Here is a 21,722-nt window from a genome sequence, read left to right as displayed (position 1 = left end):
CCGCGTGCGTCAGGCGTGCTCGAAGGGCACGGGCGGCCGGGCGATGGCGCGCTCGGCGCTGAGCTTCGCCTGGTGCAGGGCATCGAAGCCGCGCTCCATCCGCGACGGCGACACCGGCGGCAGGTTGGACACCACCACGTAGACGGGCACGTTGCGCTCCTTCAGCAACGACAGCTGCAGCCGGAAGTGGTCCTGCCTCAGCGCCGCCGAGCCCGCCGCGATGCCCTGCGCGTACGCCATGGGGCCTCCCAGCATCTTGCGCGTGCGGCTCGGCAGGTAGTGCACGAGGATGGCGTCCAGGTCCTTCCCGAAGCTGCTCTCCCGCATCGCCAGCGCGGGCGCCTTGTCCACCAGGCCTCCGTCCCAGTACAGGTCCCTCCCCAGCCGCACCGCGCGGAACAGGCCCGGGTAGGCGCACGTCGCGTGCACCCGCGGCGCCAGCTCGCCCGAGGTGAACACCTCGTGCGTCCCCTGCGTCAGGTTCGCGCTCACCAGCAGCAGCGGGTGCGGCAGCTCCTCGAAGCCGTGCACCGGCAGTGTGTCCTCCAGCAGCCGGCGGAAGCGCTCGCCCTTGAGCAGGCCCGTGGCTCCGTGGCCCTCGCTCGGAAACCCGTTGAGCACCGCTCCAATCGGATCCGGATCCCAGAACGCCTGCCGCGTCTGCTTGAGGACCAGCTCCTCAATCGTCTGCACGCTCGCCCCGGCGGCGGCGTAGGCGGCCACCAGGCCCCCGGCGCTCGTCCCGGCGTACGCCGCGGGCTTCAACCCCGTGGCCGCCAGCCCCTTGAGGAAGCCGGCGTGTCCATAGAAGCCGAAGTACCCGGCGGAGAGGACGAGTCCGAAACGTTTGCCTTCGAGGAGCTGGTTCAGGGTGGGGGCGGGCATAGGGGTTTGTCTCTAGACGACGCTTCCCCACATGGCAACGCGACGCGTCGCCCTCGCGAACTTCCCTGGCCTTCCGCGTCACATCGACGTATGTTGATTCGCCGATATGGAAGAGCTGTCCCAATCCTTCCGGGCCCTGGGTGACCCGACACGCTTGCGCATCCTGCGGCTGACGGCGCGGGCGCCGCTGAACGTGTCGGAGCTGGTGTCCCTGGTGGGGGTGGCGCAGTCCTCGGTGTCGCACCACCTGGGCAAGCTCAAGGGGCTCGGCCTCATCCGCGAGGAGCGGCAGGCGGGCTTCACCTACTACTCGCTCGCGCTGGAGCCCCAGGACGCGCGCTGGCCCCTCATCCGCCTGGCCCGCGAGGCCGCGGACGAAGAAGGGGACCTGGCCCGGCTGGAGGACCTGCTGCGCCAGCGCGAGGACCGGCAGGCCCTCAACGAGCGGCTGCTGGAGCCGGGGCAGTCCTGGTTCCTGTGGGCGGGGGCGCTGGCCTCGCTGCTGCCGGCGCTGGACGTGGCGGACTTCGGGTGTGGCACGGGGGTGCTGTCGGTGGCCATCGCCCGGTGGGCCTCGCGGGTGTGGGCCATCGACCAGAGCGAGGCCGCGCTGACGCAGGCCCGCGAGCGCGCCGCCCGCGAGGGCCGCACCAACATCACCTTCCTGCGCGAGGACCTGCACCGGCTGTCGCTGCCCCCGGGCCAGCGCGACCTGGTGGTCATCTCCCAGAGCCTCCACCACATGGAGTCCCCCCCGGCGGTGTTGTCGGAGGCCGCCCGTATCCTCAAGCCCGGGGGCAAGCTGGTGCTGTTGGAGTTGATGCCCCACGACGAGCGGTGGGTGCTGGATCGGTTGGGCCACCGGCACCTCGGCTTCGCGCCGGAGACGCTCGAGGCTTCCCTGCGCGAGGTGGGCTTTGGCGCCCTCACGCGCGAAACGCATGCACGCGAGGGGGCGAGCCCCTTCCGCGTCTTCCTCCTCACCGGAGTCAAACAGTCATGAGCAGCCATCTTCCCGCCCCCCTTCCTCCTCCTCCGGGGCAGCACGGCCGACGCGTGGAGGCCCTGCGGGCCGCGATGCGCGAGCGCGTGCTGGTGCTGGATGGCGCCATGGGCACGCAGCTGCAGGCCCAGAACCTCAAGGCCGCGGACTTCGGCGGCGCCGAGTACGAGGGCTGCAACGAGTACCTCGTCCTCACCCGGCCGGACGTCATCCAGGGCATCCACGCCGCCTACTTCGCCTCGGGCGCGGACGTGACGGAGACGGACAGCTTCGGCGGCACGCCGCTGGTGCTGGGCGAGTTCGGCCTGTCGCACAAGGCGATGGAGATCAACATCGCCGCCTCGAAGCTGGCGCTCCAGGCCGCCGAGGCCGCCGAGGCGAAGGACGGGCGGATGCGCTGGGTGGCGGGCTCCATCGGCCCCACCACCAAGGCCATCAGCGTGACGGGTGGCATCACCTTCGAGGAGCTGGTGGACAACTTCGCCCTGCAGGCGGAGGGGCTCGCGCTGGGCGGCTCGGACTACCTGCTGATCGAAACGTGCCAGGACACGCGCAACGTGAAGGCGGCGCTGCTCGGGTGCGAGCGGGCCTTCCGCAAGCTGGGGTGGAAGGTGCCGGTGGCGGTGTCCGGCACCATCGAGCCCATGGGCACCATGCTCGCGGGCCAGTCCGTGGAGGCGCTCGCGGCCTCGCTGGAGCACGTGGAGCTGCTCTACCTGGGCCTCAACTGCGCCACCGGCCCCGAGTTCATGACGGACCACATCCGCTCGCTGGCCGCCCTGAGCCCCTTTCCCGTGTCGTGCGTGCCCAACGCCGGCCTGCCGGACGAGAACGGGCACTACCTCGAGTCCCCCGAGATGCTGGCGCGCTCGCTGCGCCGCTTCTGTGAGCAGGGCTGGCTCAACGTGGTGGGGGGCTGTTGTGGCACGCACACCGGCCACGTGAGCGCCATCGCCCAGGCGGTGAAGGGCCTCACGCCCCGCCGTCAGCTCCCGCCCCCGCGCTCCACGCTGTCCGGCGTGGACTTCCTGGAGGTCCGTGACGAGGAGCGCCCCGTCATCGTCGGCGAGCGCACCAACGTCATCGGCAGCAAGAAGTTCAAGGAGCTCATCGTCGCGGGGCAGCTCGAGGACGCCTCGGAGATCGCCCGGGCCCAGGTGAAGCGGGGCGCGCAGGTCATCGACATCTGCCTGGCCAACCCGGACCGGGACGAGCTCGAGGACATGCGCCGCTTCCTGGAGGTGGTCGTCAAGAAGGTGCGCGTGCCCCTGATGATCGACTCCACGGACGAGCGCGTGCTCGCCATGGCGCTCACGTACTCGCAGGGCAAGGCCATCATCAACTCCGTCAACCTGGAGGACGGGGAGGAGCGCTTCGAGAAGGTGGTGCCGCTGGCGCGCGAGTTCGGCGCGGCGCTGGTGGTGGGCTGCATCGACGAGCAGGGCATGGCCGTCACGCGCCAGCGCAAGCTGGAGGTGGCCGAGCGCTCCTTCGCGCTGCTCACCGGCAAGTACGGCATGAAGGCGGAGGACCTGTACTTCGATCCGCTCGTCTTCCCGTGCGCCTCGGGCGACGCGCAGTACACGGGCAGCGCGGTGGAGACCATCGAGGGCGTGCGTCTCATCAAGCAGCGCTTCCCCCAGTGCAAGACGGTGCTGGGCATCTCCAACGTGTCCTTCGGCCTGCCCACCGCCGGCCGCGAGGTGCTCAACTCGGTGTTCCTCTACCACTGCGTCCAGGCGGGCCTGGACATGGCGCTCGTCAACTCGGAGAAGCTCGAGCGCTACCCGTCGCTGCCCGCCGAGGAGCGCCAGCTGTCCGAGGACCTGCTCTACAACCGGGGTGGAGACCCGGTGACGCCCTTCGCCGCGCACTTCCGCGAGCGCAAGCCGAAGAAGGCGGACGTGAGCACGCTGCCGCTGGAGGAGCGGCTGCAGCGCTACATCATCGAGGGCAGCCGTGACGGCCTCCAGGCGGACCTGGAGCTGGCGCTGGAGAAGTACGCCCCGCTGGAGATCATCAACGGCCCGCTGATGAAGGGCATGGACGAGGTGGGCCGGCTCTTCGGCGCCAACGAGCTGATCGTGGCCGAGGTGCTTCAGAGCGCCGAGTCGATGAAGGCGGCGGTGAGCTACCTGGAGCCGAGGATGAGCAAGGCCCAGGCGGCCAGCCGCGGGAAGATCGTCCTGGCCACGGTGAAGGGCGACGTGCACGACATCGGCAAGAACCTGGTGGAGATCATCCTCGCCAACAACGGCTTCCAGGTGGTGAACCTGGGCATCAAGGTGCCGCCCGAGCAGCTGGTGCAGGCGGTGCGCGAGCACTCCCCGGACATCCTCGGCCTGAGCGGCCTGCTGGTGAAGAGCGCGCACCAGATGGTGGCCACGGCGGAGGATCTCAAGCGCCAGGGCGTGGACGTGCCCATCCTCGTGGGCGGTGCCGCGCTGAGCCGCAACTTCGTGGACCGCAACATCGCGCCGGCCTACGGGGGCGGCACGGTGGCGTACGCGCAGGACGCCATGAGCGGCCTGGAGCTGGCCAAGCAGATCGTCGATCCCAAGGCCCACGAGAAGCTCAAGGGCGAGCTGGCCGAGCGCCGCACGAAGCTCGCGCGGCAGGACCAGGACCGGCCCAAGGCCAGCGCTCCGGTGGTGACGGCGCGCAGCAAGGAGGTCTCCATCCTGGAGCAGGTGCCGCCCGCGCCGGACTACGTGCGGCACGTGTTGACCAACACCCCGCTGGACACCCTCTGGCGCTTCATCAACCCGGTGATGCTCTACGGGCGTCACCTGGGCCTGCGCACGGCCTCGCGCGCGCTGGGCACCCCCGCCGAGGCGGAGCTGGCGAAGACGGAGGAGGGCCGCAAGGCGCTCGCGCTCAAGGAGCAGGTGGAGCTCATCAAGGGCTCGCTGCGCGGCGGGCGCATGCAGGCCAAGGCCGTGTTCCGCTTCTTCAAGGCGGGTGGCGAGGGCAACCGCCTCCACCTCTTCGACGGCGAGACGGGCCAGCCCAGCGTCGTCTTCGAGCTGCCGCGCCAGGACAAGCCGGACGGGCTGTGCCTGGCCGACTTCGTCCAGCCGCTGGTGAACGGCGAGCCGCGCGACAACCTGGCCATGTTCGTCGTGACGGCCGGCCAGGGCATCCGCGAGCTGAGCGAGGAGTACAAGGCCAAGGGCGAGTTCCTGAAGATGCACGCCGTGCAGGCGCTCGCGCTGGAGACGGCCGAGGCCTACGCCGAGATGCTCCACACCCAGCTGCGCAGCATGTGGGGCTTCCCGGACAAGCCGGACATGACGATGCTCGAGCGCTTCCGCGCCGAGTACCAGGGCAAGCGCTACTCCTTCGGCTACCCCGCCTGCCCCCGCCTCGAGGACCAGACGCTCCTCTTCCAGGCCCTGCGCCCCGAGGACATCGGCGTCCAGCTCACCGACGGCTGCATGATGGAGCCCGAGGCCAGCGTCTCCGCCCTCGTCTTCCACCACCCCCAGGCACACTACTTCTCAGTGTCGTGAGAGGGTTGACGCCATGTAGAAGTCCATCCCCACTGGTGGCGCGGTGGGGCGGCTTGCCTCATCCTGGAGGCCCATGAGCACACGCAGTCCGGAAGGCCGTCATTTCGGAGTCGTTCGGGAGCTGAAGAACCAGTACGCGGAGGCTCAATCCCCGGCCGTTCCGAAGGAGCACCTGGAGCGCATCCAGGCGCGGGTGAAGGAGCTGGTGCCCTCGCTGATGGCCTGGCGGGAGCGCTTCCCGGCCATCCTCGCCTCGCGGCTCAAACCCGCCACGTTGGGGAGTGTGGCGGGCCACCCGGACGTGCCCCTCGAGCAGCACCTGCTCATCGCCAAGGCGGGCCTGCTGGTGTTCGCCGTGGACGACATCGCGGACGGGGAGATCGGCTCGCTGGAGGACGCGGAGATGCACCGCGTGCTCGAGCGCTACGTGGAGACGGCGCGCGCTCCGGACTCGCAGGAGTGGACGGGGACGGACGAGGCGAGCCTCGTGGGCGGCGCGGTCCAGGACGTGGCGAGGCAGCTGCACGCGGCCCCGGGGGCGCGGCGCTTCCTGGCGCTCTGGCAGGAGCACTTCCGGCGCATGTGCTCCGGCCACCTGACGGAGCTGCACGACAAGCGCCGCTACCAGCACGACGGCACGCTGCCCACGCTGGAGCACTACCTGGACGTGTCGCGGTGGACGTGCGGCGCGCCCATGTACCACAGCGCGGCGCTCGTGGTGCTCGGGCCGGACTTCGCGGCGGATCCGCTGCGCGAGCCGCTCGTGGAGCAGGCCCTGTCGGACATGGCGCTGCTGGGCCGGTGGATGAATGACGTGCGCAGCCTGGAGCGCGAGCGCGCCGAGGGGAAGGTCAACAGCCTCACCCTGCTGTGCGCGGCGGGCCTGTCCGAGGCGGAGGCCGAGCGCGAGGCGGTGAAGCGCTCCGGCGAGCACCTCGCGTCGCTCGCGGACGTCGCCGGACGGCTCCCCGAGCCGCTGCGTCCCTGGGGGAAGACGCTGGTGGCCACGGGCCACTTCAGCCGGATGTTCTACATGCAGCGCGAGTTCCACCATCCCGAGTCCCGCTCTTCCGAAGAGGACTGATGAAACGCATCCAGGACGTCTTGTTGGCGGAGCTGCACTCGCTGGTGTCCGCCCTGGGCTCGAAGGGTGGACTGATGAGCCCTTCCGTCTACGACACGGCGCAAGTGCTCCTGACGTTGCCTCCGGCGGAGGGGGGCTGGCCGGCGGTGGAGTGGCTGCTGTCCCAGCAGCACCCGGATGGGGGGTGGGGAGACCCGGCCATGCCGCTGCACCGGGACATCCCCACGCTGGCCGCCGTCCTCGCGCTGCGGGAGTACGGGCGCCGCCAGGGAACCCGCGCCGCCATCCAGGAGGGCGTGTCCTTCCTGCGCAAGCAGGCGGCGCTGTGGGCCAGCATGGCCAGGGATGATCTGCCCGTGGGGGGGGAGATCGTCCTGCCCAGCCTGTTGAACCAGCTCGACGCGGCCGGGGAGATGCACATCCCCCGCAGGCCCTATGGCAAGTTGCTCGAATTCGGCGAGCGCAAGCGCCAGTCCGTCGCGAAGCTGCCGAAGGTGCAGGGCATGCCCTGGAACCATGTCTGGGAGATCACCGGCACCGAGCCCGAGCCCTGGCTCATCGACGGCTCGGGAGGCCTCAGCCACAGCCCGGCGGCGACGGCGGCGTGGGTGAAGGCCGCCTCGGGCCGGCCGGAGCTGGAGGAGACCGCGCAGCGCGCCCGCGGGTACCTGGCCAACGCCGAGCGCGCGTGCGAGATGGGCATTCCCGGCGTCACCTCGACCATCTACCCGTTCGATCGCTACGAGCAGCTCTTCTCGCTCTACGCCCTGCAGATCGCCGGCGTGCTGAAGGATCCGCGCCTGGAGGGCGTGGTGATGCCCATCGTCCAGGAGCTGGCCACGGCGCTGGGCCCCAAGGGCATCGCCATGAGCGACCATTTCCTGCAGGACGGGGATGACACGGCGGCGGCCGTGATGCTCCTGCACGAGTTCGGCTATCCGGTGGACCTGTCGGTCCTCTACCGCTTCCAGAACGACAACCACTTCGTCGCCTACGCCGGGGAGCTGCACCCCTCGCCGACGGTGACGGCCCGCTGCATCCACGCCCTGAGGGTGATGGGCCAGGACGTGGCGCCCTTCCAGCGCTTCCTGCTCGACCGCCAGGACGCGGATGGGCGCTGGACGGTGGACAAGTGGAACCGCTCCTGGCTGTACACGACGGGCCACGCGGCCATCGCCCTCATCGGCTCGCCGCACGTGGAGGCGCTGCGCGAGGCCGTCGAGGCCGTGCTCGTCTGCCAGAACCGCGACGGCGGCTGGGGCACCAATGGCCCCTCCAACCTGACGGAGACGGCCTACGCGGTGTTGATGCTCGCCTACCTGGAGCGCCAGGGCTTCAGCCACCAAGGCATCCCCCTGGCACTGGACCGGGCCTTCGCGTGGATGCTGCAGAACTACCGGCCCTTCGCCCGGCCCGACACCAAGGTGAAGTGCTGGATCGCCAAGGAGCTGTACCGCGTGGACCGCATCGACACCCTCTTCGAGCTGGCCGCGATGCTGATGCTCGACCAGCGCAAGTCCAGGGAGCGCGGCGCCTGAGCCCCGGTCCGGGCGGCCGGACCCTACCTGCATTGCAGGCCCAGCCAGGCCCGGTCGAACCGGCAGGCGCGTAAATCCTGCTCGCGGATGAGGAGGTAGAGGTTGCCCGCGTCCCCCCAGGTGAAGCCGGTCTGGTCGTCCGAGCCGATCTGCCACAGCAGGCGCCAGGAGGAGGCACCGGGCTCGAGCCGGCGCGCCTCGGGGGAGTCGTAGCCGCGCGAGCCGCCGCAATACAGCCCGTGGGTGACGAGCTGGGCCTCCAGGCGGGCGTCGTTTTGTATCCACCAGGGATGGCCTTCCACCTGGTGGGCGTGCTCGCCGCCGGTGAGCCGCTCGCGCAGCACGGCGTAGTCGTCCGCCTGCGCCTGGCCCCACGCGTCCGCGGGCAGGGGGGCGCGGCGGTCCCTCGGGTCCGGCAGGCAGACGCCGAGCCGGGGCTCCAGCCGCAGCGGCAGATCGAAGGCGAGGCCCGCGTCCTCCAGCTCCTTCGGGGGCGCGAGGGGCACGGCCTCGTCGCGGTGGGGCGTCCAGACGAGCTTCCAGTACTCGCTGTCCTTGGGGTTGTACCCCCAGCGTTGCTCCTGGGCGTCGTAGAAGAGGGCGAGGACGCCATCGCGAGGCAGGTGGGGCAGGGCGTCGCCCCGGCACGCGGCGAGCTCGGCGAAGTCGAGCTGGCCCACGAAGACGAGCGGCCCCCGGGGCGAGCGGGGCCACGGCGTGCCCGGAGGGACGAGCGGGTGTCCTCCGTAGCGGCAGCCGGGCATGTCCGGGTCCTCCGCGTCGCGGGCGGAGAAGAGGAGGCAGGGCGCGGCGGCGGCCTCGAGGCGCTCGTGCCAGGCGTGGAGCGAGGAGGGAAGGGGAGGGAGCTCGAGCATGGGCGCGGCAGGGTACCCGACTCCGGGCGGCCACTGGTGCTTCCGTGGTAGGGAAGGGGCCATGATCACGCGCACGCTCGACCTGGACGGACCCGTTCACTACATGGACTTCGGCGGCACCGGGCCGACGCTGGTGCTGGTGCATGGACTGGGGGGCTCGCACCTCAACTGGATGAAGGTGGGGGAGCGGCTGGCCCGGCGGGCGCGGGTGGTGGCGGTGGACCTGGTGGGCTTCGGCCTGACGCCGCTGGAGGGGCGCTCGGCGAGCGTGCACGCCAACCAGGCGCTGCTGGACCGGTTCATCCAGGCGGTGTCCCCCGGCGCGCCGGTGTTGCTGATGGGCAACTCCATGGGCGGGGCCATCTCGGTGATGCAGGCGGCGCGCCGGCCCGAGCGGGTGTCCGGGCTGGTGCTGGTGAACCCCGCGCAGCCCCGGGCGGAGGGCACGAAGATGGAGCGGGCGGTGCTGCTCCAGTTCGCGCTCTACGCGATTCCGGGCGTGGGGGAGTTCTTCGTGAAGCGGCGCGTGGCGAAGCACGGGCCGGAGAAGCTGGCGCGGGGCATGCTCAAGCTGTGCTGCCAGGACTTGAATCGCTACCCGGAGGGCGTGGTGCAGGCGCACGTGGACTTCGCCCGCGAGCGGCACGAGCGGATGCCCTGGAGCAACGACGCCTTCGTGGAGGCGGCGCGCTCGTTGGTGAAGCTGCTGGCGCGCAAGAAGCAGTTCCGGGAGATGGAGAAGAGCATCCGGGTGCCCACGCTGCTGGTGCAGGGCTCGGAGGATCGGCTGGTGCCGGTGACGAACTCCCGGGAGCTGGCGCGGGTGCGGCCGGACTGGACATATGTGGAGTACCCGGGAGTGGGCCACGCGCCGATGATGGAGATTCCGGACGGGTTCCTCTCAACGGTCGAGACGTGGCTGGAGGGGCCGGGCCGGGGTGCGCTGGGCAACGGGGAGCGGGTGGCGCGGGCTTCCTGAGTTAGAGTGGGGCGCATGAGCGCGCCGAACATCCGCCGGGCCATCCAGCTGCTCCCCACGTGTGCCACCACGGGCATCGGGAGTCTTCCGCACACGCAGCTCGAGATGGGCCTGCAGGCCGCGCTCGCGCTGGACATTCCCTTCCTGCCGCAGCTGCCGGTGGGGAGGCCGGCGGAGTTCATGATTCCGCAGGCGCTCGAGGGGTTGCCGGGCCTGAGGTGGGACGACGAGGGCATGTGCACGGTGGACCTGGGGGCGTGGGAGGCGGGGCGGGCGGACTTCCTGGCGCGGCTGGAGGCGGGGCTGTCCTCGGGAGCGCTGGAGGGCTTCGAGCCCTCGCTGGACAACTGCCGGGCGTGGAGGCCGTTCCTCTGGGAGGTGGAGAACCGGAAGCTGGCGTTCGCGAAGGCGCAGCTGGCGGGGCCCTTCACGGTGCGCTCGGTGGCGCGCACGAGCGAGGGGCTCGCGACGCTGGACGTGCCGGGGTTGGACGAGGCCATCTTCCGGCTGGTGCTGGCGCGCTCGCTGGGGATGGTGAAGGCGCTGAGGCGGGCGGGGACGACGCCGCTGTTCTTCCTGGACGAGCCGGGGCTGTACGCCTTCGAGCGCTCCAACCCGAGGCACCTGCTGGCGATGCAGGAGCTGCGGCTGCTGGTGGTGGCGCTGCAGCGGGAGGGGGCGCTGGTGGGGGTGCACTGCTGCGGCAACACGGACTGGGCGAGCCTGCTGGACGCGGGGCTGGACGTGCTGTCGCTGGACGTGAGGCTGTCGCTGGACGCGGTGCTGGAGGAGTCGGGAGCGTTCTCGCGGTTCCTGGAGTCGGGGGCGACGCTGAGCCTGGGCATCATCCCCACGGACCTGGCGTCCACGTACGCGGTGGAGGAGCTGGTGGACGCGGTGGAGGTGTCGCTGAAGGCGGCGCTGCCCCCGGGACAGCGTTTCGAGCGGGTGGGCGCACAAGTCCTGCTGACGCCGGCCTGTGGCCTGGCGATGCGCACGGTGGTGGACGCGGAGCGGGTCCTCGAGCAACTCAAGGTGGCGCAGCGGAGGCTCCGGGAGGCCCTGTCCGCCGAGCCGTCCACCGCGAGACCCCCGTACGTCAGCTGAGCCCCCACCCCGAGGGCCCACCCCTCTCCCTCTGGGAGAGGGCTGGGGTGAGGGTCTACGCGAAACTCAGCGTCCGAGCTTCAGCTCGCGCTCGGCCTGGGCCCAGTCCTGCTCGTGCTGCCCATGGCCACCGCCGCGAGCCATGAAGAGCTCATAAGCGCGCCGGGCGATCTGCTCATGGGTGGGGCCGTTGCGGTGGGAGGCCGCGGCATTGCGAGCCGGGTTCTCCGGCGGCATGTGCTGGACCGGAGTGTTGTGGGACGTCTTGGAGTGCGTACGTGCCATGCGGGGCTCTCCTCCAGGTGCAAAGGAAGACTGCGGCCCGCAGCATCGGCACGGGGGCGAGGGAGGGAAATTGGCCCCGTGAGCCTCCGTTGCCGGAGAGACACGGGGGAACGGAACCTGTCCTCCAGCGGACGCTCCTCAGTCGCGAAGCGCACCGGCGGAGACAGCGGCCTCGAGGGCCTTGTGCATGGCGGTGCTCATGCCGAGCGAGGAGGCCTCGTCGGGGGTGCACCAGCGCAGCTCCTGGAAGGCGGGGGCGCGGGTGGGGTGCTGACGTCCCGTGACGCGCAGCAGCCGGAGCGAGAGGGCGCGGTGGGTGAGCTGCCGGCGCACGGTGCCGAGGTGGGCCCGCACGGAGACGTCGGCGCCGAGCGCCTCGGCGAGCTTCACGGCGGAGTCGGGGTCGGGCGTGTCGTCCTCGACCTCGGCGGCGGGCAGCTCCCAGAGCCCACCGAAGAGGCCCTTCTCGGAGCGCCGGGCGAGCAGCAGCCGGCCCTCATGGGCCCAGACGGCCACCGCGAGCGTCATCCGCTTGGGAACGGCGCGCACCTTGGCGGGAGGCAGCTCGTCCACGCGGCCATGCCTGTACGCGAGACACGCCTCGCGCACGGGGCACAGCAGACACAGAGGATTCTCCGGGCGGCACACGGTGGCGCCGTGCTCCATGAGGGCCTGGTTGAAGTCACCGGGCCGCTCGCCGGGGACGAGCGCGGTGGCGAGCTCCCACAGCCGGGCCTCGCGGGCGCGGTCTCCGGGGGGACCCTCGACCTCGAAGATGCGCGAGAGCACACGGGCCACGTTGCCATCCACGAGGGGAGCGGGCTCACCGAAGGCGATGGAGGCCACGGCCCCGGCGGTGTAGCGGCCGAAGCCGGGGAGGGAGAGCAGCTCGGCGGCGGTGGAGGGGAGCCTGCCGCCGAAGCGGGAGACGATCTCCTGCGCGGCGCGGTGCAGGTTGCGGGCGCGCGAGTAGTAGCCGAGCCCGCGCCACCCGGCGAGCACGTCGGGCAGGGGCGCGGCGGCGAGCGCCTCCACGGTGGGGAAGCGCTGCAGGAACCGCTCCCAGTAGGGGATGACGGTGGCCACCTGCGTCTGCTGGAGCATGACCTCGCTGAGCCAGATGGCGTAGGGGTCGCGCGTGCGGCGCCAGGGGAGGTCGCGCTTCTGCCGGTCGTACCACGCGAGCAATCCGTCACGGATGGACTCGCGGCGAGTGGGCTCGACGAGGGGCGCGGGGGAGGACGCCTTGCGCTTGCGCTGGGGGCTCATGTGCGCGGAGGGCTCACGGCGCCTTGGCGGGGTTGACGATGCGGCGGGCCACGCGGTCGAAGAGCGAGGGCATCCACCGGTTGGCGAGCACCATGACGCGGCCGGGGAGGGTGAGGACCGTTTCCCGGCGCTTGCGGCGGCTGGCGCGCACCATGGCGGAGGCGACGGTGGCGGAGCTCATCGCGTTCAAGGGGATGGCGTCCTGCTTCCAGCCCTCGGCGTTGAGGCGGGCGTCGCGGAACTCCGTCTCGGTGAGGCCGGGGGAGACGAGCAGCACGGAGATGCCCTCGGCGGCGAGCTCGGCGCGCAGGGACTCGGTGAGGAGATTCACGGCGGCCTTGGAGGCCCCGTAGCCCCCGAGCAGGGGCAGTCCCCGGTGGCCGAGCACGGAGCTGACGTTGACGACCTGGGAGCCGGGAGCGCGCTTGCGCAGCAGGGGGAGGGCGGCGCGGGTGACGCGCACGAGGCCGAAGAAGTTGATGTCGAAGACCTGGCGCAGCTGGGCCTCGCTGAAGCCCTCGACGGGGCCGTAGAGCCCGAGCCCGGCGTTGTTGACGAGGATGTCGAGCCCGCCGAACGCGGCCTCCGTCTCGCGCATGAGACGTGTGACCTCCTCCTCCACGGTGACATCACAGCGGACGGGGAGGGCCCGCACGCCGAGTGCTTCCACTTCGCGCGCGGCGTCCTGGAGTGGGGACTCGCGGCGGGCGGCGAGCACGACGTGGGCGCCCTGGGAGGCGTAGGCGGAGGCGGCGGCGCGGCCGATGCCACTGGAGGCGCCGGTGATGAGGACGACCTTGCCCTGGAAGTCTCTGGTGGCCATGAGGCGGGGCACCATAGCGGCTCGGGGGAGGGGGAAAAGGACCTGCTGGGGAGTGCCTGCACGCCTGTCCCTCTTTCGACTTCAGCGAGCGCGCGTCTAGGATGCGCGCCTCCCATGCGGCGCACCTCCTTCGCGAACGATTTCTCCTGGTCCAAGAGCCGTCACGAGAAGCTCCAGGAGTGCCTGAGGGCCTACTACCTCTACTACTACCGCTCGTGGGGCGGCTGGGAGTCGGGGGCGCCGAAGGAGGTGCGGGAGCTGTACGTGCTCAAGAAGCTGGGCAACCGCTACGCGTGGGCGGGCAGCGTGGTGCACGACGCCGTCAAGGACGCGCTGCTGGACATCCGGGCGGGGCGCGCGGTGGAGCCGGAGAAGGTGGAGGCGAGGGCGCGCAAGCTGATGCAGGACGACTTCCGGTATTCGCGGGGCAAGTCGTACTGGACGCAGAAGTACCGCAAGACGTTCTCGGGGCTGGTGGAGCACGAGTACGACGAGCCCGTCACGGACGAGGCGTGGAAGCAGAACTGGGAGACGGTGCGCTCGGCGCTGGCGTGGTTCTTCGGCTCGCGCTGGCCGGAGCTGGCGCGGGGGCTGAAGCCGGCGCAGTGGCTGGAGGTGGACGCGGGGGCGGACTTCTCCACCTTCACGATGGATGGGGTGAAGGTGTTCGCGATTCCCGACTTCGCGTACGTGGACGCGGACGGCTCGCCGGTGGTGGTGGACTGGAAGACGGGGAAGGCGCGCGAGGGGTATGACGAGCAGGTGCTGGGCTACGCGCTGTACGTGTCGCAGCGCTACCGGCTGCCGATGGAGAAGGTGCGTGCGTCGCTGGTGTACCTGAACGACGGGGTGGAGCATCAGGTGCAGGTGGACGCGGACGCGGTGGAGGGCTTCAAGTCGCGCTTCGCGCAGAGCGTGGCGCGGATGCGCGAGCTGCTGGCGGATCCGGCCAGCAACACGCCGAAGGACGAGTCCGCCTTCCCGCAGACGGAGAACCTGTCGGCGTGCACGCGCTGCGCGTTCCGCCGGCCCTGTGGACGCGAGGCCGCGGCGGCGAAGGTGGCCTGAATCACTCCGGCGAATGCAATTCACGGCGGATGGGCGGGCCGACCTGGAAGTCCCGGAAGGTGGCGACGAAGCCGCTGCGCTGAGGGGAGCAGGCCATGGGGCCGACGCTGGCCGGACGCCCGGGCGGAAGATACGCGAGCCGGAGCATCCGGAAGACCGCGCCATCGAGCGCATATTCCACGCGCACCGCATCCCCATGGCGGCTCAACCGGAGCGTTACCTCGTCCGGCGGCTGGGTGAGCGGGAGCACCGACCAGTCGGAGAACTCCCGCGTCACCACCACGCTGAGGTGTTGCACGCCATCGGTGTACTCGATGCCGGCTTTGAGCCAATGGCGCTCGTCCAGGCGGACCATCAACCCGGCCTGGTCGTACAGCGCCCGGTACTCTCCCGAGAACCGGACGGTGGCGGTGAAGTCGCCCTCCACCTCCTGGTGGAAGAAGTGCCCGCTGTCGCGGATGAAGCCGTAGTGGGTCTCGCGCCAGAAGTCCGTCTGGTCGCCCGTCTCGAGGGTGAGGTGCCCCTCGCTGGCGGTCCAGCGCGGGGGAGGGTTGTGCCACTTCATGCCTTCCTCCTGTGCTCATACGAGCGGGCAGGGCATATCAAAGCAGGGCACGGACAGGTGACCTTCCGCTGGCACAGGTGGCACAGCCGCTGGCACGGGTGGGCGTCGCGCCGTGCCACTCGCAAACCCCTGAAAGTGCTCGGAAACGGGCCCGCGGGTGTGCCTCCCAACCCAGGCATGGCCATTGCTCTACCCGGAGACGGTTCAACAAGGAGAACCTCTCATGACCCTCTTGAAGACAGACCGCTCCCGCGGGCTCCTCGCCGCCCTCGTCCTCGCCGCCGCCGCACCGGGCTGCGGCACCTCCGATGCCCAGCCCGATGCCCAGCCCGAGGAGAAGGAGACGCCACAGGTCGCGCAGGTCGCCTCGGCGATCACCGCTCCGGCCGGTACCGGCAACTACTGCAGCGTCACCTATCCCAGCGGTGGCTGGGGCTTCGCCTTCTACAAGACCGGTGGCGGCGATCCCTGCGATTACATCAACGACACCCTGGGCAGTGGCTTCACCATCCAGCGCAAGGGGCTCTACTCGGGCGATGGGGTGAACAACGTGGTCGTGCGCTGCGATCCCAACTACGTCTACATCTACGTCGGCACGGGTGACGATCCCCTGGGCTGGGCCTTCAACGCCGCGAAGGGCAAGTCGAACTGCGTCTTCACCGTCGCGCCCAAGAACCTGCCGATCTTCAACTCACCGTTCAGCCTGTCCACGAGCTACACCCACGTCACCGGCTTCGACTTCGCCAAGTGGCCGTACAACACGCTCGACGTGACGCAGTTCGGGCAGGCGGGTTCCACCACGGCCACGGTGGTGGACTGGAAGGGCCGCGACCGGAGCCCACCGGCCTACAACTTCATCGACGGCCACGACGGCCACGACTGGTTGCTGAACGCGGGCGAGCCGATCCGCGCGGTGGCCGACGGCTACGTGATGGTCGCACGCGATTGGCAGAGCCCCGCCTCCTGCGGCGGTGACGTGCAGAAGGAGATGTTCATCCGCCACACCGTCAATGGTCCCTCGCCGGGCCCGTACTCCTATTACGAGCAGTTCGTGAGCTACTACGCCCACTTCAGCTCGTACATCGTGAAGGCGGGCGACTACGTCACCCAGGGGCAGATCATCGGCTACGCCGGGACGACGGGCTGCTCCTCCGGCAACCACCTGCACCTGTCGGTGCTGAGGCTGACGAATACCGCCGACAAGCTGCTGGAGACGCTGGCGACGTACGCGGGACCCAACCAGCACAGCAACGGCTGGCAGATGGCCATCGAGCCGTACGGCTTCGCTCCGCCGAGTGGTTTCGATCCCTGGGGCTGGAGGGGCTACCCGGATGGTGCGCTGAGCATCAACCTGTGGAAGTCGGGCCAGGCGCCGGGCACGGGGAGCTGGTAGCCCCCCTCGCCACAGGGACGATCAACGGCTCTGCGAGAGGCGGCGTACCACGACACCGGCCGCGTTCATGCCGAACACGGAGGTGACGAAGGCCACGCTGCCGTCGATCTGGTTGCGGTGCTCGCAGCTGTGGAAGTCGTTGTCGTTGGGGCACACGCAGGAGAAGCCGTCATCCGCGTCGTAGCGCAGGGACAGGGGCTGGCGCCGCTGCTCGATGGAGTAGACGGCGGTGATGCCCGTGGGCCGCTCGGTGGGCACGCCGTACTTGCGCTTGAGCAGCTTGCGGATGTCCTTGGCGAAGGGATCCATGTGCGTCTCGCACAGGTCCTCCACGCGGATGGCGGTGGGATCCAACCGGGCCGCGGCGCCCATGGAGCTCACCACCGGAATGCCCAGGCTGACGCAGCGGTGCAGCAGGTGCAGCTTGGCCTTCACGTTGTCGATGGCGTCCACCACGTAGTCGTAGCTGCCCGGGGCGAGCAGCTGATCGGCCAGCTCGTCGCGGTAGAACTCGCGCAGGCCCTGCACCTGGGCGTCCGGGTTGATCTCCTTGCAGCGCTGGGCCATCAGCTCGGCCTTGGGCTTGCCCACCGTCTTCGCGGTGGCGTGCAGCTGGCGGTTGCCGTTGGTGACGCACACGGTGTCGAAGTCCACCAGCGTGAGGTGACCAATCCCGCTGCGCACCAGTCCCTCGGCCGCGTAGCTGCCCACGCCGCCCAGGCCGAAGACGATCACCCGGGACTTCGCCAGCCGCTCCATCGCCGGGTCGCCGAGCAGACGGCCAGTGCGGTCGAAGCGCCGGTGCAGCTTGAAGGGCTTGGGCTCCGAGGGAGCGGGGGTGCCAGTGGCGGCGGGGACGGCTTCCGGGGGAGTGGGCTGCGGATTCATGAAGGGCCTCTATAGCGCGACCGCCTCCCTACCGCTAAGGCCGGGGAAAGGCTTCCCGGAACAGGCGGCGGGCGTTCTCGGTCGTCCGCTGGGCAAGCTCCTCCACCGGCTGCCCCAGCACCCGGGCCATGCCCTCGAGGATGCGCGGCAGGTAGCCGGGCTCCGAGCGCTGCCCCCGGTGGGGCGTGGGGGCTTGGTCCGGGGCATCCGTCTCCACCATCAGCCGCTCCGGGGGGATGACGCGCAGGGCGTCCAGCGGCTTGCGCGCCTCGGCCCAGGTGACGGGGCCTGCGAAGGAGAAGTGGCAGCCCTTCTGGATGTAGAAGCGCGCCAGGTCCGCGCCCCCGCCGTAGCTGTGCATGAGCACGCCGGCCTCGGGCAGGGGCTCCTGCTTGAAGAGCTCGATGAGGGCGGGGTGGGCGCGGAAGCAGTGCATGAGCACGGGCAGGTGGTGCTTGCGCGCGAGCTCCAGGTGCCGCCGCAGCACCGCCACCTGCCGCTCCATGGGCGCGCCCGCGGCCGAGGGCCCATCCAGCCCACACTCGCCCACGGCGATGGCGCCGCCCTGGGAGAGCAGCGCATCCAGGCGCTCGAGGTGCGCTTCGTCCTCCTCGGGTGGGAGGTCCGGGAGCAGCTGGGGGTGGATGCCGAGCCCCACCTGGAGGCGTGGCTCGGCGCGGGACATGGCGAGCAGGGGCTCCCAGTTGTCCGGTCCTACACCGGGGACGAGGATGCCGTGCAGTCCGGCGGCCCAGGCGCGGGCGAGCACCTCGTCCCGGTCCGGCTCGAAACGCGACGCATCGAGATGGCAGTGGGTGTCAATCATCGGAAAGGTCCGCAGGCACTTCGTTCGTCCGTCGTTCAGCCCGAGACAGCCGCCGCGGTGTGGGGACCCGGATCAGTCCCCGAGCCCAGGGGGGCGAGCCTATACGCACGCGGCGGTTTCGGAGGGTCCATATGACCAGGCGGGCATCAACGCGGATGGCACCCTGAGCAGTGCCGCGCCCACCGTGCTCACCCCGGCGGCCCTGAGGGTGCGGACCGGTCTCGGCAACGACCACCGCCCGCGCTGGCAGCCGCGGTCGTCCCCTGACGCACGAGCAGGGCCCGGCGCCCGCGTCCCGGAGGCCACGGGGCGCGGGCGTTGTCCTGTGTACAGTCGGCCGCATGCCGAGGCCGGGGACTTCCCTCTCCATCACGGACGTGCCCCGAGGGCCTCCGCGTGGGCTCACCACTCCCCTCGGGCCACGAGGCCGCTGGGGGAGGGGAGACTCAGCCTTCCAGGACGATGCGCCGTCCCAGGACCCGGGTCATCTGCGGCGAGGTGACGAGCTTGAGCACCTCGAAGCTCTCTCCGCCGGCCGTGTCGTAGGCCGCCGCGATGAGCTCCCCCAGGGTGAGCAGCGCCGGAGCCGCCTTGCGATGGGTGGCCCTCCGGGGCGTGGGCATCGCCCTGCGTCCCTGCCGCTGGACCGAACCGCGCTTGCGTGTCGCCGTCTTGGCCATGGTGTCCTCCCACCTGCCACATGTGGGTCGATGGACTGATCAGCCCTGTAGCATATGCATGCGGCATGCCAGGGGCTCGTCCGCCTGCCTGTCATGGAGAATCAGGGACTTGCAGTCACCACTCGCCTCGGACCGTGGGGAGGGATTCCAAACTTCGTTCAATCTTCCGTGGGGGAATGACTCGTTTCGTTGAGGCTTTTCGTACACATCTGACATGGGAGTCAGGTAAGGCCACCGGCATGAACGTCCAGGTTCTCTTCCACGACAGCTGCTTCGACGGGGCCGCGAGCGCGGCGGTCTTCACCCGCTTCTACCGCGAGCGCGTGCGTCCGGATGCCCGCTTCAGCTACCGGGGCCTGTCCCACCAGGCGGGGGGCGCGGCCATCGATCCGGCCGTCTTCACCGGGGACGAGAACGTCATCGTCGACTTCCGCTACAGCCAGGACGCGCGGCTCACCTGGTGGTTCGATCACCACGTCTCCGCCTTCCAGCAGCCCGGCGACGAGGCCCATTTCCGCGCCGACACCAGCGGGCGCAAATTCCACGACGCGCACCGCAAGAGCTGCACCGTGTACCTGGCGGACGTGGCGCGCGAGCGTTTCGGCTGGGACTCCTCTCCGCTGAAGGAACTGCTGCACTGGGCGGAGATCATCGACGGCGCGCTCTTCCCCAACCCGGAGATGGCCGTGGCGCTGGAGGAGCCCGCGCTGCGCATCATGACGGTGCTCGAGGCCAACAAGGATCCCGCGCTCATCCCCCAGGTGATCGAGCGGATGCAGACGGACTCGCTGGCCGCCATCGCCGCCTCGCCGCTGATCGCCACGCCGCTGGCGCCGCTGCTCGAGCGCCACCGCCAGCACATCGAGCTGGTGCGCGCCAAGGCCCGTTACGAGAACGGCGTCGTCTCCTTCGATCTGGCGGACGAGGGCGTGGACAGCCTCAACAAGTTCATCGCCTATGCGCTCTACCCCGAGGCCCGCTACACCCTCTGGGTGGGGCAGGGCCCCTCGCGCGCCAAGGTGTCGCTCGGCTCCAACCCCTGGCGGCCCCAGGAGCGGCGGCACGACCTGGCCGCCATCGCCTCGCGCTACGGCGGCGGCGGGCACCCCGTGGTGGCCGCCATCAGCTTCAAGGCCGGGGAGCTGGCGCGCGCCCGTTCCGCCTGGATGGAAATCCTGTCCGAGCTGTCGGCTTGAGCTCGGCTCACTACGTCTTGCGCACCTCGCAAAATTTGCGAGCGTCCAGGCCGCAACGCGTGCGGTGATCGCCATCGGACAGTCGTGCTTTCGGGGGGTTGGCAGGCGGCCCACCGTTTGCTTGGCGTCCTGGCTGTGATCGGTTTCCCGCCATTTTTCCAGCAGGCTCGCAACTCCGGGCGGGGCCCGAGGCCAACGGCCCCCGAGAGGGCGAGCCGCCGGGCGGGCCGGTTTGCTTCTTCTCGGTGCGTTGAGGGATTCTTTACCCCGGGAGGGACCCAACCTCGTGGATCGGCCTTCCTCCAGGGGCACGGTGTTGGGCTGCCAACTTTCAGCAATCTGAGAATTGTTTCCTTCCCGTGTAAACGGGCGTAATCTGTTCTCCGTTATAGAGTCGCCGGAATGACGAACCACGCGAATCCAACCAGACACGAAGGGCGGGAGAGGGGCTTCACGCTCCTCGAGGTGCTGCTCGTGCTGGCCATCCTGGGCGTGCTGACGGGGATGGCGGTGGTGGCCTTCGACGCGGTGGGACGGCGGGGTGCGTTGCAGAACGCGGCCTTCGATTTCCAGGGCGCGATGGTGTCGGCGCGGACGCGGGCGGCGTCGCGCGGCTATCCGGTGTGGGTGGTGCTCTATCCGGAGGCCAACCGCGCGAGCCTGACGGATGGCATGGGCGCGTTCGTCGTGGTGGAGGATCACGCGAGCACCTACGTGCGCTCCCCCGCCGAGCTCTTCAAGCTCGAGCGCAAGCCGAGCGAGGTGGGCGGCAAGCCGCTCGTGTCGGCGGTGTACTTCCTCGAGGACTACAACAAGAAGGTCCGTTTCGAGACGCTGACGCCCGGCGAGGTGGGCCTGTTCGGCGCGCCCTTCGAGAAGCTCGCGGCGCGGACGTGCAGCTTCTGCACGACGGGCGCGTTCGTGTCCGGCGCCCTCGGCTTCTTCCCGGATGGCAGCGTGCGCTTCGTGGATGGCGAGGGCGACTTCGTCTCCGGCACCAACCAATCCCTTGCCCTCCGCAGTCTGGAGGGCCGCAACCAGCAGCTGTTCGCCATCTCTGGCCCCTCTGGCTACATGGCGGTCTTCAGCCCGGACAAGCACTAGCCTCGGAGGTACTGCCGTGGACTCCACTTCCCGCCGCCCCGTCCGCCGCAACCGTCACGCCCGCCGGGGTGTGTCCCTCATCGAGGGGATGACTGCTTCCGTGGTGCTGCTCATCGGCATGGTGGGCGTCTTCCAGGGCATCATGGTGGCCAGCCGGCAGAACATGATGGCCAACCACGCCACCCGCGCCTCGGGCATCGCCTCGCAGGTGCGCGTGGCGCTGGACACGCTGGGCTGGGCCCGGGTGATCGGCACGGCGGAGCGTCCCGGCCTGCTGGCGGGCCAGCGCTGCAACGCGACCGACGAGGTGCGCGCGCTCACCGGCGGCCTGGATAACCTCACGCCCGGCGACGACGACCAGTGGCGGGTGCGCTGCATCTTCGACCTGGATGCCTACGAGCAGGTGGCGCTGCCCACCCTGCGCGTGCTGCCCAGCTACGCCGCCTCGGACATGAGCCACTTCCGGCGCGTCCTCGTCGTCGTCGACACGCTGGACGAGGCCACGGGCGTGACCGTCAACCAGGTGACGGTCGTGGTATCCTGGGTGGAGATGGGCAAGCGCCGCTTCGTGCGTCAGAACTTCGGGTTCTACGACTCGGGCCCGTTCGGCAACGAAACCTACGTCGAGATCTGATGGGTTCC

At 70.2% G+C, this 21,722-nt stretch carries 20 protein-coding genes; 11 read left to right on the top strand and 9 right to left on the bottom strand.

Annotated features, from left to right (window positions below; genetic code table 11):
- Positions 1–9: 9 nt before the first annotated feature.
- The gene (locus tag VFZ09_RS45210) at positions 10–885 is read right to left on the bottom strand and encodes a patatin-like phospholipase family protein (protein WP_329734049.1); all 876 of its coding nucleotides are present in this window, start codon (positions 883–885) and stop codon (positions 10–12) included.
- A 106-nt stretch (positions 886–991) separates the two neighbouring features.
- Here VFZ09_RS45210 and VFZ09_RS45205 point away from each other — a divergent pair, with 106 nt between their 5' ends.
- The 4 genes from VFZ09_RS45205 (at position 992) to VFZ09_RS45190 (ending at position 8,022) form a co-directional block, all read left to right on the top strand.
- Complete coding sequence (locus tag VFZ09_RS45205; RefSeq protein ID WP_329734048.1) at positions 992–1,888, top strand: metalloregulator ArsR/SmtB family transcription factor; 897 nt, start codon at positions 992–994, stop codon at positions 1,886–1,888.
- Complete coding sequence (gene metH, locus VFZ09_RS45200) at positions 1,885–5,400, top strand: methionine synthase (protein ID WP_329734047.1); 3,516 nt, start codon at positions 1,885–1,887, stop codon at positions 5,398–5,400. Before VFZ09_RS45205 ends, metH begins: the two co-directional genes overlap by 4 nt.
- 73 nt (positions 5,401–5,473) lie before the next feature.
- A complete protein-coding gene (locus tag VFZ09_RS45195; protein ID WP_329734046.1) occupies positions 5,474–6,484 on the top strand; it encodes a terpene synthase family protein in 1,011 nt (336 codons plus the stop codon).
- Positions 6,484–8,022: a prenyltransferase/squalene oxidase repeat-containing protein gene (locus tag VFZ09_RS45190; protein ID WP_329734045.1), complete on the top strand. Its 1,539-nt coding sequence runs from the start codon at positions 6,484–6,486 to the stop codon at positions 8,020–8,022. Before VFZ09_RS45195 ends, VFZ09_RS45190 begins: the two co-directional genes overlap by 1 nt.
- Before the next feature lie 23 nt (positions 8,023–8,045).
- On the opposite strand, the gene VFZ09_RS45185 is transcribed toward VFZ09_RS45190, so the two are convergent.
- The gene (locus VFZ09_RS45185; RefSeq protein WP_329734044.1) at positions 8,046–8,897 is read right to left on the bottom strand and encodes a YwqG family protein; all 852 of its coding nucleotides are present in this window, start codon (positions 8,895–8,897) and stop codon (positions 8,046–8,048) included.
- 61 nt (positions 8,898–8,958) lie between these two features.
- Here VFZ09_RS45185 and VFZ09_RS45180 point away from each other — a divergent pair, with 61 nt between their 5' ends.
- The gene (locus VFZ09_RS45180; protein ID WP_329734043.1) at positions 8,959–9,876 is read left to right on the top strand and encodes an alpha/beta hydrolase; all 918 of its coding nucleotides are present in this window, start codon (positions 8,959–8,961) and stop codon (positions 9,874–9,876) included.
- A gap of 15 nt (positions 9,877–9,891) precedes the next feature.
- The gene (locus VFZ09_RS45175; protein ID WP_329734042.1) at positions 9,892–10,983 is read left to right on the top strand and encodes a hypothetical protein; all 1,092 of its coding nucleotides are present in this window, start codon (positions 9,892–9,894) and stop codon (positions 10,981–10,983) included.
- A 66-nt stretch (positions 10,984–11,049) separates the two neighbouring features.
- On the opposite strand, the gene VFZ09_RS45170 is transcribed toward VFZ09_RS45175, so the two are convergent.
- The 3 genes from VFZ09_RS45170 to VFZ09_RS45160 all read right to left on the bottom strand — a co-directional run bounded on the left by VFZ09_RS45170 (position 11,050) and on the right by VFZ09_RS45160 (position 13,360).
- On the bottom strand, positions 11,050–11,268 hold the full coding sequence (locus tag VFZ09_RS45170; RefSeq protein WP_329734041.1) for a DUF2934 domain-containing protein: 219 nt from the start codon (positions 11,266–11,268) through the stop codon (positions 11,050–11,052).
- A gap of 138 nt (positions 11,269–11,406) precedes the next feature.
- Positions 11,407–12,537, bottom strand: coding sequence for an A/G-specific adenine glycosylase (mutY, locus tag VFZ09_RS45165; RefSeq protein ID WP_329734040.1), 1,131 nt, complete (start codon positions 12,535–12,537; stop codon positions 11,407–11,409).
- 13 nt (positions 12,538–12,550) lie between these two features.
- On the bottom strand, positions 12,551–13,360 hold the full coding sequence (locus VFZ09_RS45160; RefSeq protein ID WP_329734039.1) for an SDR family oxidoreductase: 810 nt from the start codon (positions 13,358–13,360) through the stop codon (positions 12,551–12,553).
- Between the two features lie 114 nt (positions 13,361–13,474).
- On the opposite strand from VFZ09_RS45160, the gene VFZ09_RS45155 reads away from it, so the two are divergent.
- Positions 13,475–14,428, top strand: a complete 954-nt coding sequence (locus VFZ09_RS45155; RefSeq protein ID WP_329734038.1) for a PD-(D/E)XK nuclease family protein — start codon at positions 13,475–13,477, stop codon at positions 14,426–14,428.
- A 1-nt stretch (position 14,429) separates the two neighbouring features.
- On the opposite strand, the gene VFZ09_RS45150 is transcribed toward VFZ09_RS45155, so the two are convergent.
- Positions 14,430–14,993, bottom strand: a complete 564-nt coding sequence (locus VFZ09_RS45150; protein WP_329734037.1) for a DUF1349 domain-containing protein — start codon at positions 14,991–14,993, stop codon at positions 14,430–14,432.
- A 223-nt stretch (positions 14,994–15,216) separates the two neighbouring features.
- Here VFZ09_RS45150 and VFZ09_RS45145 point away from each other — a divergent pair, with 223 nt between their 5' ends.
- Positions 15,217–16,386 (top strand): M23 family metallopeptidase, encoded by a 1,170-nt coding sequence (locus tag VFZ09_RS45145; protein ID WP_329734036.1) that lies wholly within the window; start codon positions 15,217–15,219, stop codon positions 16,384–16,386.
- A 21-nt stretch (positions 16,387–16,407) separates the two neighbouring features.
- On the opposite strand, the gene VFZ09_RS45140 is transcribed toward VFZ09_RS45145, so the two are convergent.
- The 3 genes from VFZ09_RS45140 to VFZ09_RS45130 all read right to left on the bottom strand — a co-directional run bounded on the left by VFZ09_RS45140 (position 16,408) and on the right by VFZ09_RS45130 (position 18,780).
- On the bottom strand, positions 16,408–17,274 hold the full coding sequence (locus VFZ09_RS45140; protein WP_329734035.1) for a tRNA threonylcarbamoyladenosine dehydratase: 867 nt from the start codon (positions 17,272–17,274) through the stop codon (positions 16,408–16,410).
- Positions 17,275–17,308: 34 nt separating this feature from the next.
- Positions 17,309–18,100: a TatD family hydrolase gene (locus tag VFZ09_RS45135; protein ID WP_329734034.1), complete on the bottom strand. Its 792-nt coding sequence runs from the start codon at positions 18,098–18,100 to the stop codon at positions 17,309–17,311.
- A gap of 446 nt (positions 18,101–18,546) precedes the next feature.
- Positions 18,547–18,780, bottom strand: a complete 234-nt coding sequence (locus VFZ09_RS45130; RefSeq protein WP_329734033.1) for a hypothetical protein — start codon at positions 18,778–18,780, stop codon at positions 18,547–18,549.
- 239 nt (positions 18,781–19,019) lie between these two features.
- Here VFZ09_RS45130 and VFZ09_RS45125 point away from each other — a divergent pair, with 239 nt between their 5' ends.
- From VFZ09_RS45125 to VFZ09_RS45115, 3 genes are all read left to right on the top strand, one after another.
- On the top strand, positions 19,020–19,976 hold the full coding sequence (locus VFZ09_RS45125; protein WP_329734032.1) for a hypothetical protein: 957 nt from the start codon (positions 19,020–19,022) through the stop codon (positions 19,974–19,976).
- A 402-nt stretch (positions 19,977–20,378) separates the two neighbouring features.
- Positions 20,379–21,080 carry a pilus assembly FimT family protein gene (locus VFZ09_RS45120; protein ID WP_329734031.1) on the top strand — a complete coding sequence of 234 codons (702 nt, stop codon included), beginning with the start codon at positions 20,379–20,381 and terminating at the stop codon, positions 21,078–21,080.
- A gap of 16 nt (positions 21,081–21,096) precedes the next feature.
- Positions 21,097–21,714, top strand: coding sequence for a prepilin cleavage protein (locus tag VFZ09_RS45115; RefSeq protein ID WP_329734030.1), 618 nt, complete (start codon positions 21,097–21,099; stop codon positions 21,712–21,714).
- Positions 21,715–21,722 lie beyond the last annotated feature (8 nt).

The sequence above is a fragment of the Archangium sp. genome (genome assembly GCF_036277355.1).
Taxonomy (GTDB): Bacteria; Myxococcota; Myxococcia; order Myxococcales; family Myxococcaceae; genus Archangium.
The sequence above is the reverse complement of the archived record's forward strand: the minus strand, read 5'-3'. Positions and strand labels throughout refer to the sequence as shown.